Here is a 15,515-nt window from a genome sequence, read left to right on the forward strand (position 1 = left end):
CTGCGGTAAATTCTATCCCAACCCGTCCTCCAGAACACAGCTCTCCAGAATGCGTTTTTGAAAAACGTCAACAAGCCCGACATCACTCAACCGCGGCCCTGCATTGCAAACCAGTGATGCGCCAAACAAGGCTTTGAAAACGAGGTAGGGCGGCTGCCAGTCAACAAGCCCGTCGAGCGCTTCGCGCAGATTGGCAAAATCCCTGGCGACATCCTGCAGTGGTCTTTCGCTGATAAGCCCGGCAATCGGCAGTTCAAGATTTGCAATGACTTTGCCCTCACAGGCAACGGCAAGGCCGCCTTGTGTTTGTCGCACCGCATTGGCTGCGGCGGCCATATCGTCGGGCGTGCGTCCAAAGACAGTGAGATTGTGGCTGTCATGAGAAACGGTGGTCGCAAAGGCACCGCGCCATTTGCCCCAATTTTCCAGAAATGCAACGCGTGTCGGCGTGTTTTGGCCGTAACGATTGCAGATCGCCATGCGGATCATGTCATCAGGCAGCACAAGCTTGTCATCTTGCACATCAACCTGGCGCTCGCCCCATTCAGGAAAGCGCGGTTTGGAGAGGGTTGCGATCCGGGCCAAGGGGCCCTTGGCGGGTATTTCAAAATCTGCTGGCGCGAATTCTTGTGTGTTTACGGTTTGCGTTATGCTGGAAGGACTTGGAACAGTGCGCGCTGGATGAAGCAGCTTTCCGGACTGGGCGACCAGTTGACCATTGGCCAGTACATGTGTGGCAGACACGTCAGCAAGACTTGAGACAAGCACAAGATCAGCCCTCTTTCCAGGGGCCACGAGACCAAGATCGGAGCGGCCCGTCCGGCTCGCGGCATTCAAGGTTGCAGCACGATAGACCCAGGCAGGCGGCATCTCATTGGCAGTCAGAATCCGGATCACATGATCAAGACCGCCTTTGACAAGAAGATCATCAGGAAACACGTCATCGGTGCAAAGAGTGACCGTTTGCGGCAGGTGCCCAAGGGAGAGCAAGGCTTCTGCGAATTCTGGCAATAAATGTTCGTGAGAACCGCGTAGTTCGACGGTGAATCCGGCTTCCAGCCGAGCCATAAGATCGACGGCAGACGTTAATTCATGATCGGTCTCGACACCGGCAGCGGCATAGGCCGCCAGATCGCCTCCGGTTAAACCACGGCCATGGCCACAGACGCGTTTGCCGCTGGCAAGACCTGCGGCCACGATGCCCTGCACGCGAGGATCACCATCCAGCAAAGGATGCATGGTCATGAGTTCCGCCGCACCGTGAATATCATCACGCGCCAGCATCTTTGCAATTTCATCCGGCCCAAAATCACCGCCGCTCATCTCAAAGCCGGGGGCAGAGGGTACGCAGGTGGGCGCAAGCGGGAGGAGCCGCATTGGCAGGTTTTGAGCGGCACGACAGGCATATTCCACGCCCTCAAGCCCCGCGACATTTGCCAGCTCATGTGGGTCCCAAAACGCCGTTGTAACGCCACGCGGGAGCACAGCTTTGGCATATTCCGCAGGGGTGACCATGGAGCTTTCGACATGCATATGTGTGTCAATGAAGCCCGGAAGGATATAGGTGCCACCCGCATCAATCTGCGCTTTTGCATCCCGGGCAGGGTCAGGGGCATGAACACTGGCAATCAATGGTCCCACAAGACCAATATCTGCAGGCCGTTCTTGACCGGTGACCATGTCGAGCACGACAGCATTGCGCACCAGCATATCGAACGGGCGCAGGCCACGTGCAGCCTTGACCGCATTGGACCGAAGGGGTGGGTCGTTGAGATCTTCATCAGTCGACATGGGTTTCCTTACCTGCGAGTGCTGTGAGGCATATCCGAGCAATTTCGACGTTTGTGCCAACTGCAAGGCGCGTTGATCCGCTGCTATCTTTTTCAAAAAGTGTTTTTCCGTAACTTTCATCTGAAACAACCGAGACGCTCATAGCGCATGGCATGAATGCGAATGCCTCTGTTTGATGGCTGGCGAGTGCGGCAACCGGATCATATATCGCCATGCTGGTGTTCCCACGAGAGAGCCCGATATCAAGATAGCCGCCCAGCAAATCAGAGGTCAGATCATCACATTTCGGCAGATCATCAGTTCCAAAGCGCACTTGGCGGCAAAGCGTCAGATCAATCACATCCAGATTTAGGCCAGCCTGCGCGACAATCGCTGCAGCTTCCGGGTCAGCAAGCGCGTTGAACTCAGCCTCTGCGGAATGGTTTCCAGGCCCATTGCTCCCGCCCATCCAGATAAGGCGCGTTATTTTCCGGGCCAGATCGGGCGCCGCGCTGATAAGGCGCGCAATATTTGTCAAAGGCCCAATTGCCAGAATATCACGCTTGTCTTTGGGCCTTGCCGCGTGAAGCCATTGCTGAAATCCTTTGTCGGCATCGGGGAAGTCCTGTTTGCCAGCCACGTCAGGCAGATGTTGGCCACGGCTCAACATTCCGCGTGGCCCGAGAATGCGCTCGGCGGTTTCCAGAGGGCGAACGAGCGGGCGATCCGCCCCTTTAAAGATAGGAGCTTCCAGACCGTAGGCCTGCTGTGCCCCCAGAGCGTTGGACACCACCTGGGTGAGCGGCACATTTCCAGCAACCAATGAAAGGCCTGCGATGCGCACACCTAAATGGCGCAACAGCAGCATGGCCCAAAGATCGTCGAACCCGAAATCCGTATCGACCCAAATCTCGCTCATGCGAGAAGGGGGCGTGCTGTGGATTGCGGAAGGTCAAAGGCAATGCTCTGGCCCAGTGGCACCTCGGCTGTTTCAATCGGGGCGTCTGCTTTGATCTCGCCCAATTGGCAATCAAATACATATTCGCGGTGCCCTCCTGCAAAGCTGCTGGCAACAACGCGGCCGCTGAACGGGCCCTTTCCGACATGCACGCCGCCTGGCCGCCATGCGAGCATGGGCGAACGTGCCTCAAACCCCAATGGCAGTTGCCCGGAGTTGGAGACGAGGTTTTCACCCTCTACACGAAAGATGTTTTCAAAGCCCATAAACTCTGCGGCAAATGCTGTGGCTGGTTCTGCGTATAGCTGGCTTGGTGTGCCCAATTGTTCGATCTTGCCATCCTTCATCAGCACAATACGGTCTGCCAAAGCCAGTGCCTCGGATTGATCATGGGTCACAAACACCATGGTCACCCCGGTATCTTTCTGGACGCGTTGCAATTCAGTTCGCATTTCCAACCGCAAACGTGCGTCTAGATTGGAAAGCGGCTCATCGAGCAGCAGAACCTTGGGTTCCATAACCAGCGACCGGGCCAGTGCCACACGTTGCTGTTGGCCGCCCGACATTTCAGCAGGTTTACGCGCTTCAAAACCAGCCAGGCCAACCGTTGCCATGCCAGCCTCCGTACGGGATCGGACTTCAGCATCAGCCATGTTCTTCAGGCGCAGGCCAAAGGCGACATTTTCAAAAGCGCTCAGATGGGGAAACAATGCGTAAGACTGAAACACCAGACCAATGCCGCGTTTGTTGGCCGCGAGCCGAGTGACGTCACGACCGTCGATCTCGATTGCACCCGATGTGGGCGTCAACAGACCGGCTATGGCGCGCATGGTGGTTGTTTTTCCGCATCCTGATGGCCCCAGCAGGGCGATCAACTCACCCTCCACGACGTCAAGGTTGAGGTTCGGGACAGCAATTGTCTTTCCGTAAGACAGGGTCAGATTGGAGAGGCGGACATATTTATCAGACATAACGAGAAAACCCCAAAAGACGTTCTGCGATGAAGACAATGGCAAGAGACATGAAAGCCAGCAGTGCAGACAAGGCCGCCACAGAGGGATCATATGTGATTTCCATATAAGCCAGCATGTCGATGGGCAGTGTTTTCACGCCCGGACCGGACAGGAACAGCGAAACAGGAACCTGATTGAAACTGGTGACAAATCCCAGAATGAACGCTGCCAGAACCCCGCCACGAATGTTCGGCAACACCACTTTCATGAAAGCCTGCAACCTTGTGCATCCCAGTAATACGGCGGCTTCTTCCATATCAGCCCGCAGATTGTTCAGGCTTGATGAAACCACCCGCACGGCATAGGGCAGTACAAGGGCCGTGTGGGCCATGAACAGTGCCATTGTAACCGTAAAATCAAGCGGTATGACCAAATAGCGCAACAGCGCCAGACCTACGATGATGCCCGGCACAATGATTGGCGCGGCGACGATGGTTCTGATGGTCTCATTGCCCGGCAGATCATAGCGGTTCAGCGCGTAAGCCGCCGGTATGCCCAGCAGCAACGCTGTCAAAGTGCCGAAAATCGCCAGGAACATTGATAGTAAAAAACTATCGCGGAAGCTCTCGATGGTGAAAACTTTGAAATACCATTTCAGTGACAATCCATTGGGGGGAAAGGCCAGCGCTTCGCCAGCGGACGCACCGGCAAAAATGATGATGATGAATGGCCCGATCAGAAAGGTCAGGGTAAGGCCGAGGATGCCCCAGATTGTGAGGTTTCTCATGGAACTATTTCCTTGCCGTTGCGATGCGCTTTAACAGCAGATTGGCTGTAAACGACATGACAATCAGGATCATTGCGATCACGCTGGCCGAGACGAAATCATTGGCCACATTGACCCTTTGATACAGCAGCGTCTCCAGCATCAGCACTTTTGATCCACCCAGGATGGCGGGCGTAATATAGGCTGTCAGTGCGCCGGTAAAGACAAGCGTACCACCAATAACGAGGCCCTCTTTGGTCAGCGGCAGGATGACTTTGAAAAACACCTGAAACCAATTCGCGCCGAGCACGCGGGCAGCGGGTATGACGTCGCGGGGAATGTTTTCCATGGCTGAAATCAGCGAGATAATCATCAGCGGCATGAAGAGTTGCAGCAAGCCCAGGAAAACCGCCGTTTCGGTAAACAGCAGGCGGATCGGCGTGTCAGAGAGGCCCAGTCCAACAATGGTGTCGTTCACGATCCCGGTTCGCCCCAAAATCACGATCCAGGCATAGGTGCGGGCAACCGGAGAAATCATCAATGGCAAAACCACCAGGCCGAAGATACGTCCCCGAGCCGAAGGAGGAAGATTGACGATACAAAACGCCGCCGCATAGCCGATAATTGCTGACGTGGCCGCAACCAGCACGCCCAGTTTCAGCGTGCGCAGGAACACCGTCCGGTTCAGCGGCTTTGAGAAAAACTCGATGTAGCCATTCAGTGTCCATCCGGCATCAGACCGAAACGCTTCTGACAACAGAATGCCGACAGGCACGATGAACAGCAGCAGCGCAAAGAACGCGGCAGGCAAGGCCAATGCAAGCCCTTCACGGGTGTTGAAAAACATCTGCTTGGTCCGATCTCGAAACTGGAGATACAGGGCGGCCCAAAGACCGCCCCGTTGGTGTTATCTGATAACTTCAGTGTTCCACTGCTCGACCCACGCTTCGCGGCTGTCGATGATCTTTGCAGGATCAAGGATATTCAGGGAATTGATCAGCTCGGCCCCATAGGTGAGGTTGTCAGCAACGTCTTCGCTAACCACGACCTCTGTGTTCGCAGGACTGTCGATGAGCGCCTCTGCAACGCGGGTCTGCACTTCGGTGGACAGCCAGTAATCCATGAACTGATAGGCCAGTTCTTCGTTGCCATTGCCTTTGGTCATGATCATGACATTCATGCCGCCGGCTTGGCCTTCGGCTGGTTCTGCCCAGGCAAATGGCAATGGCGAACTTTTGAAACGGCTCCATGCAAAGCGCCCGACGGGAGCTGCAATCACTTCTTCCTGATTCATCAACTGCGCAAGTTCAGATGAGCGGGAATAGAAGGTGACGATATCGTCAGCATGTTCGCCAATGCTGGAGATTACACTGGAATAATCGTCCGTTTCATTGCCCGCAGCTTTGGCCAACATCATCAAAGTAAGCGGTCCCTGCGTACCTGTGATGTTCGGGAGCGATACATTCCCGGCCAGCTTTTCGTCCAGCAAATCACCCCAGCTGGAAATCTCGACAAGGTCGGTCCTATAAACGATGGAACTGGCATAAAATGTATAGCCAACAGCCATGTTTCCACCAATCGGATCCTGCGCGGCAGCATAGAGTTTCCCATGGTTGGTGAGTTTTGAGATATCAAGCGGGGCCAGCAGATCCTTGCGCGCCAGGCTCAGGGCGTCGTGTGATGAAATCACCGCCATATCAATAACCGGGTCATTGGCATTGGCTTCGATCTTGGCCATACGCTCCACGCTGTTACCGGTTTCGATGACCAGATCACAGCCGCAAATGGCTTCAAATGGATCGTAAAGCGCTTCCTTGTAAGCGTCCTGTGCAAAGGAGTAGACCGAAATGGTCAGGGTTTTGTCTTGCGCGAATGCCGTTGAGGCAAGTGCGCAGGACAGCGCTGCTACAGTTAGTGTGGCTTTCATTGAGAAATCTCCTGTTTGAAAGTGAGGTTTGGGTTGGGAGAGTGTCTTGGATTCGCTGTGGAATTTCGGACCACCAGATGCATGGGGATTGTGGATCCCATATCTGGCAGGCTTTCTCCACTGATGGCCAGTGTAAGAAGGTCGATGGCACGTTCCGCGATTTGCGCAACATCCTGCGCAACGGTGGTGAGCATCGGATGCATGGCTGTCGCCAAAGGCAAATCATCAAAGCCCGTGAGGCTGACATCGCTTGGAACAGAAAATCCGGCGCGGGTTAAATGCGAATGCGCGCTGAGCGCCAGCAGGTCTGATGTGGTCATGATGGCGGTCACGCCTGATTCAACGGCCCGGATCAGATTACCAAGACCGTCCTGGCTCCAAAATACCTGGAACTCGGATTCTCCGGCCAGACCGGATATCATGCCGTCAATTCTGTCGCCTTGCACTTCGGACACGGGGTCTGCGCCCAGCATCGCCACCTTTCGGTGTCCGAGACCTGCGACATGTGTGGCGATCAGTTTACCGCCGCCTGCATGATCCGCCGAAACAGTGTTTCTCGGATCAGAAGCCGTATTGATAATCACCGTTGGCACTGGTTGGGATTCGGGCGAGGTGCCCTTCTGCGGCACAATCAGCAGACCATCGACCCCGCGATCAACAAGTCGGTTCATGGCCTGACTTTGTTCCATCGCATTGCCGCGAGAATCTGCGATTAAAATACTCAAATGACGGTTGTCCGCTTCCAGAGAGAGGTGCTGGGCAATGCGCGGAAAAAGCGGATTTGTAAGATCAGGCATCACCAATCCAAGGATGCCCGTTTGGCCACTGCGCAGCGCGCGGCCTGCAAGGCTGGGACGGTAGCCCAAGTCCTGCGCACATTTGCGAATACGCTCGACCATTTCCCGCGATACACGGCCTTTGCCGGTCAGGGCATTTGAAACGGTCGCGACCGAAACACCCATGTCCGCAGCAATTTGCTTGATATTGGCCATCTCTTCTCCGGTTGATGAAACGATTAATCACTCCGGGGGCGATTCTGTCAACAGTGCTGATTAAACGATTAATCCATGAAAATCTGACATGACTGTGAAGCTTGCCTGGAGAAGAAGCCAAACAATAACTTGAAAAAACCTGCATCCAAATTGCGTCCAGACCTTATTCTGGTACCAAACCGAAGCGAGTGGCTGACAAATCGAATGGATTTTGATCCTTTCAGTCTCATTGCCTCTGATTAAATAAAACACGCAAGCTTGTCAGCCAGAGAATTGAATCCTGGTGTGCTACCTCCATCGATTTTTCTGCAGCAATGGGTTATTACGGGCTGACACGAGTGCTTCAGGCGCACTCTCCCACGCAGACGAGATCTTTATGACCCCTGATATCCTATGCCTTGGCGAACCCATGCTTGAGTTTAATCAGCAGCCCGATGGCATGTATTTGCCGGGTCATGGCGGCGATACTTCCAATTGTGCCATTGCAGCAGCGCGTCAGGGCGCGAGCGCTGGCTGTTTGACTCACCTTGGCAAGGATGCGTTCGGAGACAGCTTCATGGCGCTTTGGATGTCCGAGGGTGTCAGCGTAGCCAATGTAGAGCAGATCACCGACGCGCACACAGGCATATATTTCGTCACCCATGGTGAAGAGGGCCATGAATTCAGTTATTTCCGCGCCGGATCAGCCTGTAGTCTCATGACCGCTGACGATTTGCCGAAGGGCGCTTTGCAATCCACCAAAATACTCCACGCATCCGGCATCAGTCAGGGTATTTCAGAAAGTGCGGCAGATACAGTGTTTGCAGCAATGGATATTACCAAAGAGGCCGGTGGTCTGGTGTCGTATGACACCAATTTGCGTGAGAAATTGTGGCCTTTATCACGGGCAAGAGCCATCATTCATGCAGCCGTCGCGCAATGTGATATCGCCTTGCCCGGATTGGATGATGCAGAACTCCTGACCGGAATGTCCGACCCGGAAGCCATAGTTCAGTTCTATCTTGGTCTGGGCGCAAAAATTGTTGCTTTGACTTTGGGGCCCAAAGGCACGCTGGTTGGAACAGAGTCAGAAGTCAGGATGATTCCGGGCCGCAAAGTCACCGCCGTGGACGCAACCGGGGCAGGAGATACATTTGACGGGGCATTCCTGTCGCAAATCGTTGCCGGATCAGATCCATTTACCGCAGCCAATTATGCCAATGCTGCGGCCGCCCTTTCGACGCAGGGCTATGGTGCCGTAGCACCGATGCCATACGCTTCCGAGGTTCAGGCATTTTTGGCAGACACTGCATAAGTGCAGGTTGGAAACGCTGCCTTGCCGTCACAATTCAAACCATGGCTGCAGCTTTTGCAAATGGCATGAAGGTGCGGATCAACTTGCTGTCCAGCCGCTCACGCAGGCAGATCAGCGCTTCATCCATGGTGATATTCGCGTCCGCAATTTCAATCTTGCAGAGCCGCTGATCAACCCCGAATTCGGCTTCTGAAACCAGTCCCACGCCAGCACCGGCGGCAACAATCTCACGAACAGCCTCGCGGCCTTCCGCCTCTATTCGGACTGGCAGATCAATATTGTTCTTGCGCGCAAACTCCTCCAGCTTGGAGCGGGTTTTTGAACCTTTTTCCCGCATCACCAGGGGCATTTCTGCCAGTTCCCGAAAGCTGATCGATTTTTTGGCTGCATAGATACTGTCTTTGGGCGCAAAGGCGATTATAGGGGTGGAGTTCAGATGCACGACTTGAAAGTCACGCCCTTCCGGAACTTCTCCCAATACGCCAATATCCGCTTCATAGGTATTCAGTGCATCGATAACCGCTTCGCTGTTACCGACACGTATTGAGACGTGGATATCTGGATAGCTGACGCGAAACGACCCAAGAATATGCAATATATGATGGGCTGAATCAGCCATGATCTGAAGATTTCCGGATTTCAGCGCGCGGGTTTGTGACAACAAATCATGAGCCTGTGTCTCAATCTCAAACATGCGCCGCGTCAGTTCCAGCAATTCCTGGCCTGCTGCTGTTACCGTTACCTGTTTGCGATGCCGATTAAAAAGACGCACGTCATATTCCGTTTCAAGTTTACGAACCTGATCGGAAATTGCCGGCTGTGTCAGATGCAGGGCTTCCGCTGCCCGAGAAAAACCACCATGGCAGGCCACATAGTGAAAGGCGCGCAATTGGACGTAGCGCAAGGGTATCTCCACTTCTATCAGCAAATCAGATACTGTAATAAGAACTATCGTTTTGATTAATGCAACACTCTTCCCGTAATCGCGAAGATCGTTTATATTAGCCGTCAAACAAAATGATCGTGAATCGCGAATAGGATTTTCAATGCATCTCTCAGGTTTTCTGGTGCAATTGGCGGGCGCCATAATGCTTCTGCTTTACTCAACTCGAATGGTGCGGACGGGTATCGAGCGGGCAGCAGGGCCAATGCTGCGCACTCTGTTTGTGAAATTGGGAAAAGGACGCTTCAGAAGCGTTTTTGCCGGCGTGGTCGGCGCTATCTTTTTGCAAAGCTCCACTGCCATTGCCTTGCTCGTTTCAGGGTTTGCCGCAACCGGTGTGGTCAGTGTTACGGCTGCGCTTGCTATTGTGCTGGGAGCCGATCTTGGCACGGCCATTGTGGTTCAGTTCCTGAGCCTTGATCTCACCTGGCTTATGCCTGCATTGCTGGCCATTGGCGGCTTCATGTTCCTGAAAATGCATACGCGACTGGCCAAGCAACTGGGCAGGGTGGTGATTGGCATTGCGCTGATATTGTTGTCGCTGGGCATGATTGGCACCGCCAGCGCGCCCTTGCGTGAAGCAAGCTGGATGCCGGGCATTGTCAATTTTATGAGCGAAGACCTGCTGATTTCCTTCTTCGGCGGTGCTTTGTTGGCCTTTTTGTTCCATTCCAGTGTTGCAGCCATTTTGCTGTTCGCAACCTTGTGCGCTCAAAGTGTTCTGCCAATTGAGGCAGGCTTGCCTCTGGTTCTGGGCGCTAATGCCGGTGGGGGGCTTATTGCAGTGTGGCTGTCCCGGGGTGGAAAAATGCCGGCACGCCATGTGACGGCCAGTAACTTCCTGTTCCGTCTCGTTGGCGGGTTGGCGGTGCTCGCGGTTTTATACGGCATGGATATTCCTACCGACCGGCTTGGCCCATCGGCAGATCGCCAATTGGTGAATTTCCACCTGCTTTTCAATGCCGGCCTTGTGATTGTCTGTCTGCCATTCATTCAGCCGGTGCTGGCACTGATGCGCGGACTCATCAAAGAAGACCCGGAGAGTGAGCAGGAACGCTTGCGACCAGCAAGTGCGCTGGATGCCGCAGTGCTCAAAACGCCGAGCCTTGCCCTAGCCAGCGTCACCCGTGAATTGCTGCGTATGAGCGAAATCGTTGAAATCATGGTAACCCCGGTCATGGATTTCTTTGATGCGTCCAATCCGCAGCAGGTCCAGCGTATCCGGCAGCTCGATAACGATGTGAACCGCGCACACACTGAGATCAAGCTCTACATTGCTCAACTCAGCCAGAACGAATTATCATCAGACGAAGCAAATCGTGCGGTGGAATTGACCAGCGTCGCCATAAGTCTGGAACGCGTTGGCGACATCATTTCAAAAGAGCTGTTGCCCCTGACGGTGGAAAAGCATCGTCGTAATCTGGAGTTTTCAGAAGCAGGTTGGAAAGAACTCACCACGCTCCACGCCCGTGTCATCACCAATATGCAATTGGCACTTAACGTGCTGGTTTCCGAAGATATTGAGACGGCCAGAAAGCTGGTTGAGGAGAAGGCGGTGATGCGCAAACTGGAACGGGAAAGCCATGACAAGCACATGGCACGGCTTGGCAGCGGCACGCCTGAAAGCCGTGCCAGCAGTGACATTCATCTGGAAACCATTCGGGCACTGAAAGAAATCAACTCGCGATTTGCCACCTTTGCCTACCCGACACTGGAGCGGCGCGGAATTTTGCTGGACAGCCGTCTGAGCTAAGGCCTGAACTCAATTGGGATTTGAAAAATCGATAATTCAATACGTATTATCGATTTAACATATGGGGTGGCAGACACTATTTTTGCCATTCGCACTCCCTATTGTTCTTCCGGATAGGCTCAGCCCATGACATCAGTTCCCAAAAATCCAATAAGCCCGCCGCCGCTGGGCGAACCTTATTTGCTGACGCCTGGTCCTTTGACAACAGCCTATTCAGTCAAGGAAGCCATGCTGCGCGACTGGGGGTCCTGGGACGGGGATTTCCGGGCGATGACAGCACAATTGCGGGCTGACTTGCTGGATTTGATTGGCGATACAGATAATGCATTTGATTGCGTTCCCATTCAGGGCAGTGGCACCTTTGTCGTTGAGGCCATGCTGGCATCCTTTCTGCCAAGAGAGTCGAAAACGCTGGTGCTGGTCAATGGAGCCTATGGCAACCGGATTGCCGAAACGCTGAAATATCTGGGACGAGATCATACCATCATCGACAAGGGCGATTATCTGCCGCCGCGCGCCACAGAGGTCGCAGCAGCGCTGGAAGCAGACCCTGCAATCAGTCATGTCGTGGTGGTGCATTGCGAAACCAGCTCTGGCATCCTCAACCCGATCAAGGAAATATCGGACACGGTTTATCAGGCAGGCTGCAAGCTGCTGATTGATTCCATGAGCGCATTTGGCGCATTGCCGGTGGATGTGGATGCCATAAATTATGAAGCAATTGTTGCCTCAGCCAATAAGTGCATTGAGGGTGTGCCCGGATTTGGCTTCGTAATTGGCCGCAAGAGTGAGTTGGAATTGGCAAAAGGACGCAGCCATTCGCTCAGCCTTGATGTCCATGCCCAATGGGCCAACATGAATAAAACCGGGCAATGGCGCTTCACTCCGCCCACGCATGTTGTGGCAGCCTTTATGGAGGCGCTGCGCCTGCATAAGGAAGAGGGTGGTGTCGCTGGCCGGGGTCAGCGCTATACGGAAAACCGCGATGTTCTGGTCAAGGGCATGCGCGATATCGGTTTTGAAACCCTTTTGACAGAGCCATGGCTGTCTCCGATCATCGTGACCTTTTTCAACCCGGCCCACGCTGCCTTTGAATTTCAGAAGTTCTATGACGCCATGAAAAAACGGGGCTTCATCATCTACCCTGGCAAACTGACTGTCGTGGACAGTTTCCGCATCGGCTGTATTGGCCATATGGACGGGGCGATCATGCAGCAGGTTGTGGACGCCGCGCGCGACGTGTTGGTGGAACTGGGCGTTGACAGTGCAAGACCGCCGGAAATCGCTCTTCTGGAACGTTCCAAACTGGCTGCCTGAGGCGGCCCGCTAATTGCCTTTCAAACCGGTTGTGACCACGCAGCCGACACAGATTTTGGAAAGAACAAGAATGAATGATCTGTCACCCATGAACATCACCGTCAATGGCCGCACCTATGCCAGACCTAAAGTGCCAGCCATTGCCATTTGTCTTGATGGTTGCGAACCGGCTTATCTGGATGAAGCCATCGCAGCCGGTCTGATGCCAACGTTGAAGCGCATCAAGCAAAGCGGCACGGTGCGCATGGCGCACAGCGTCATCCCCAGCTTTACCAACCCGAACAATCTGTCGATCGCGACCGGACGACCACCGTCTGTCCACGGCATTTGTGGCAACTTCCTCTATGATCCGGACACCGGTGAGGAAGTGATGATGAACGATGTTCGCTTCCTGCGCGCACCAACTATTTTCCAGACCTGTTTTGATGCCGGCTTGCGTGTTGCCATTGTCACGGCAAAAGACAAATTACGGGCTTTGCTGGGGAGCGGGCTGAGCTTTGAAGACGGCCGCGCCATGTGTTTCTCGGCGGAACGATCCGATACGACGACAGTGGCTGAACACGGCATCGACAATGCATCAGCGCATTTTGGATTGCCCGTTCCAGACGTTTATTCAGCAGAATTATCCGAATTCGTTTTTGCTGCCGGTGTGCAATTGTTGAAAGAGTTCAAGCCGGATGTGATGTATCTGACCACCACCGATTATGTGCAGCACAAATATGCGCCGGGCGTGCCTCAGGCCAATGCGTTCTATGAAATGTTCGACAAATATCTGACGGAACTGGATGCAGCAGGCGCTGCCATTGTGGTCACCGCTGATCACGGCATGAAACCAAAACATCTTGAAAATGGCGATCCTGCCGTCGTCTATCTGCAGGATTTGCTGGATGAATGGCTGGGCGAAGCCGCTGCCCGCGTCATTCTGCCGATTACCGACCCTTACGTGGTGCATCACGGCGCGCTTGGCTCGTTTGCCACCGCCTATCTGCCTGATGGTGTGAATGCAGTAGAGATCGTCACCCGTCTTGGCGGTGTTGATGGGATATTGCTGGTCGTCGATAAGAAAACGGCTTGTGAGCGGTTTGAACTGCCTGATGATCGCATTGGCGACATCGTGGTCATCTCAACAGAAAACATGACCCTTGGCACAAGCGCACATCGGCATGATCTGGCAGCGCTTGATGAACCGCTGCGCTCGCATGGCGGGCTGACAGAGCAGGAAGTGCCGTTCATCGTTAACCGGGTTTTGCCCGATTTGCAGGACGCGCCAACGCTTCGCAATTTTGACGCCTTTCACATTGCCTGCATGGCAGCCGCGCTTTAAGTCGCGCGTATTCGGGAACCCTTTATGTTGAACTCAGATTTCAAAATTCGAAATGACGCTATGCGGATTGGCGGTGAAAAGATCTTCACCAAGGATCTGGTGGAAGTGCGCTATCCCTACGCCGATGAGGTCATTGGAACTGTGCCTGCAGGTACGGCTGAGCATGCAGCTGAAGCGTTTGAAATAGCTGCTAATTACCGACCAACCCTCACGCGCTATGAGCGTCAACAGATACTTTTTCGCACTGCGCAACTGATTGTTGAACGCCGGGAAGAAATCGCTCATTGGCTGACCCTGGAGCTTGGCATCTGCAAACAGCATTCATTGTATGAAACCGGCCGGGCCTATGATGTGTTCATGCTGGCTGGTCAGTTGGCGATACTGGATGACGGACAGATTTATTCCTGCGATCTGACGCCACATGGCAAAGATCGAAAGATTTACACCATGCGGGAACCGGTTGGTGCCATCTCGGCCATCACTCCGTTCAACCATCCGCTGAATATGGTTTCGCATAAAATTGCGCCTTCCATCGCGACCAACAATTGCATGGTCTGCAAGCCGACAGAATTAACACCACTGACGGCCATTACACTGGCCGACATTCTCTATGAAGCGGGTCTGCCGAAAGAGATGTTCCAGATTGTCACTGGAATGCCCGCTGATATCGGTGATGAGATGATCACCAATGAGCATATCGACATCATCACATTCACCGGCGGCGTGAAGGTCGGTAAAATGATTGCTGGTAAGGCGGCCTACAAACGCACCGCGCTGGAATTGGGCGGCAATGATCCGTTGATCATTCTGAACGATCTGTCAGAGGCTGATCTGGAAAAAGCGGCAACGATCGCCGTTGCCGGAGCCACGGGCAATTCCGGCCAGCGCTGTACCGCCGTCAAACGCATTCTGGCGCAGGATTCCATCGCTGATAAGTTGGTGGAACTGATCACGGAAAAGGCCAAAGCCATTCGCTTCGGTGATCCCCAGGATTCAGATACCCAATTGGGTTGCGTTATCCATGCACATGCCGCTGAAACCTTTGAATCCCGTGTCTATGAGGCGGAGAAACAGGGCGCAAAAGTGCTGTATAATCCGGGTCGTAATGGCGCTTTATTGCCACCGATCGTTGTGGATCATGTGCCGCATGACAGCGAATTGGTCTATGAGGAAACCTTCGGACCTATCATCCCGATTGTGCGTGTTCCGGAGAATGATGACGAAGTCATGCGGATCTCGAATTCTACGGAATTTGGTTTGTCCTCGGGCGTTTGCACCAATGATCTGAACCGCGCGATTTCTTACATCAATGGTCTGAATGTCGGCACGGTCAACATTTGGGAACAGCCCGGATATCGCATCGAGATGTCTCCTTTTGGCGGCATCAAGGATTCTGGTAATGGTGTGAAAGAGGGCGTTCTGGAAGCCATGAAATTCTTCACCAACGTCAAGACTTATTCGCTGCCCTGGCCGCGCTGAATGTGTGGATAGGTGAGGGCGGCACTGCGCCTGCCCGAT

General features: G+C 53.8%; 13 protein-coding genes. 5 read left to right on the plus strand and 8 right to left on the minus strand.

The annotated features are described in order from the left end of the window. Window positions 1-12 precede the first annotated feature (12 nt). From RAL91_RS10710 to RAL91_RS10740, 7 genes are read right to left on the minus strand one after another with little or no spacing between them, the layout of a single operon-like run. A complete protein-coding gene (locus tag RAL91_RS10710; protein WP_306262089.1) occupies window positions 13-1,791 on the minus strand; it encodes an adenine deaminase in 1,779 nt (592 codons plus the stop codon). Beyond that, complete coding sequence (locus tag RAL91_RS10715; protein ID WP_306262091.1) at window positions 1,781-2,689, minus strand: nucleoside hydrolase; 909 nt, start codon at window positions 2,687-2,689, stop codon at window positions 1,781-1,783. The genes RAL91_RS10710 and RAL91_RS10715 overlap by 11 nt, the downstream gene beginning before the upstream one ends. Continuing rightward, on the minus strand, window positions 2,686-3,699 hold the full coding sequence (locus tag RAL91_RS10720) for an ABC transporter ATP-binding protein (protein WP_306262093.1): 1,014 nt from the start codon (window positions 3,697-3,699) through the stop codon (window positions 2,686-2,688). The genes RAL91_RS10715 and RAL91_RS10720 overlap by 4 nt, the downstream gene beginning before the upstream one ends. Beyond that, window positions 3,692-4,468 (minus strand): ABC transporter permease, encoded by a 777-nt coding sequence (locus tag RAL91_RS10725; protein ID WP_306262095.1) that lies wholly within the window; start codon window positions 4,466-4,468, stop codon window positions 3,692-3,694. The genes RAL91_RS10720 and RAL91_RS10725 overlap by 8 nt, the downstream gene beginning before the upstream one ends. Before the next feature lie 4 nt (window positions 4,469-4,472). Next, the gene (locus tag RAL91_RS10730) at window positions 4,473-5,294 is read right to left on the minus strand and encodes an ABC transporter permease (protein WP_306262097.1); all 822 of its coding nucleotides are present in this window, start codon (window positions 5,292-5,294) and stop codon (window positions 4,473-4,475) included. 60 nt (window positions 5,295-5,354) lie between these two features. Further along, window positions 5,355-6,374: an ABC transporter substrate-binding protein gene (locus tag RAL91_RS10735; protein WP_306262099.1), complete on the minus strand. Its 1,020-nt coding sequence runs from the start codon at window positions 6,372-6,374 to the stop codon at window positions 5,355-5,357. Continuing rightward, window positions 6,371-7,366, minus strand: a complete 996-nt coding sequence (locus RAL91_RS10740; protein WP_306262101.1) for a LacI family DNA-binding transcriptional regulator — start codon at window positions 7,364-7,366, stop codon at window positions 6,371-6,373. Before RAL91_RS10740 ends, RAL91_RS10735 begins: the two co-directional genes overlap by 4 nt. A gap of 376 nt (window positions 7,367-7,742) precedes the next feature. Between RAL91_RS10740 and RAL91_RS10745 the strand changes: the two genes are divergently transcribed. Further along, a complete protein-coding gene (locus RAL91_RS10745) occupies window positions 7,743-8,660 on the plus strand; it encodes a sugar kinase (RefSeq protein ID WP_306262103.1) in 918 nt (305 codons plus the stop codon). Between the two features lie 34 nt (window positions 8,661-8,694). On the opposite strand, the gene RAL91_RS10750 is transcribed toward RAL91_RS10745, so the two are convergent. Then, window positions 8,695-9,564, minus strand: coding sequence for a LysR substrate-binding domain-containing protein (locus RAL91_RS10750; protein ID WP_306262105.1), 870 nt, complete (start codon window positions 9,562-9,564; stop codon window positions 8,695-8,697). 142 nt (window positions 9,565-9,706) lie between these two features. Between RAL91_RS10750 and RAL91_RS10755 the strand changes: the two genes are divergently transcribed. The 4 genes from RAL91_RS10755 (at window position 9,707) to phnY (ending at window position 15,476) form a co-directional block, all read left to right on the plus strand. Then, the gene (locus RAL91_RS10755) at window positions 9,707-11,356 is read left to right on the plus strand and encodes a Na/Pi cotransporter family protein (protein ID WP_306262106.1); all 1,650 of its coding nucleotides are present in this window, start codon (window positions 9,707-9,709) and stop codon (window positions 11,354-11,356) included. Window positions 11,357-11,482: 126 nt separating this feature from the next. Continuing rightward, entirely contained in the window at window positions 11,483-12,673 is a 1,191-nt protein-coding gene (locus RAL91_RS10760) for a 2-aminoethylphosphonate--pyruvate transaminase (protein ID WP_306262108.1), read from the plus strand. 70 nt (window positions 12,674-12,743) lie between these two features. Then, window positions 12,744-13,997: a phosphonoacetate hydrolase gene (gene phnA / locus RAL91_RS10765; RefSeq protein ID WP_306262110.1), complete on the plus strand. Its 1,254-nt coding sequence runs from the start codon at window positions 12,744-12,746 to the stop codon at window positions 13,995-13,997. 24 nt (window positions 13,998-14,021) lie between these two features. After that, window positions 14,022-15,476 carry a phosphonoacetaldehyde dehydrogenase gene (gene phnY / locus RAL91_RS10770; protein ID WP_306262112.1) on the plus strand — a complete coding sequence of 485 codons (1,455 nt, stop codon included), beginning with the start codon at window positions 14,022-14,024 and terminating at the stop codon, window positions 15,474-15,476. Window positions 15,477-15,515 lie beyond the last annotated feature (39 nt).

Origin of the sequence: Pararhizobium sp. IMCC21322, from assembly GCF_030758295.1 — a bacterium.
In the GTDB taxonomy this organism is placed as follows: Bacteria; Pseudomonadota; Alphaproteobacteria; order Rhizobiales.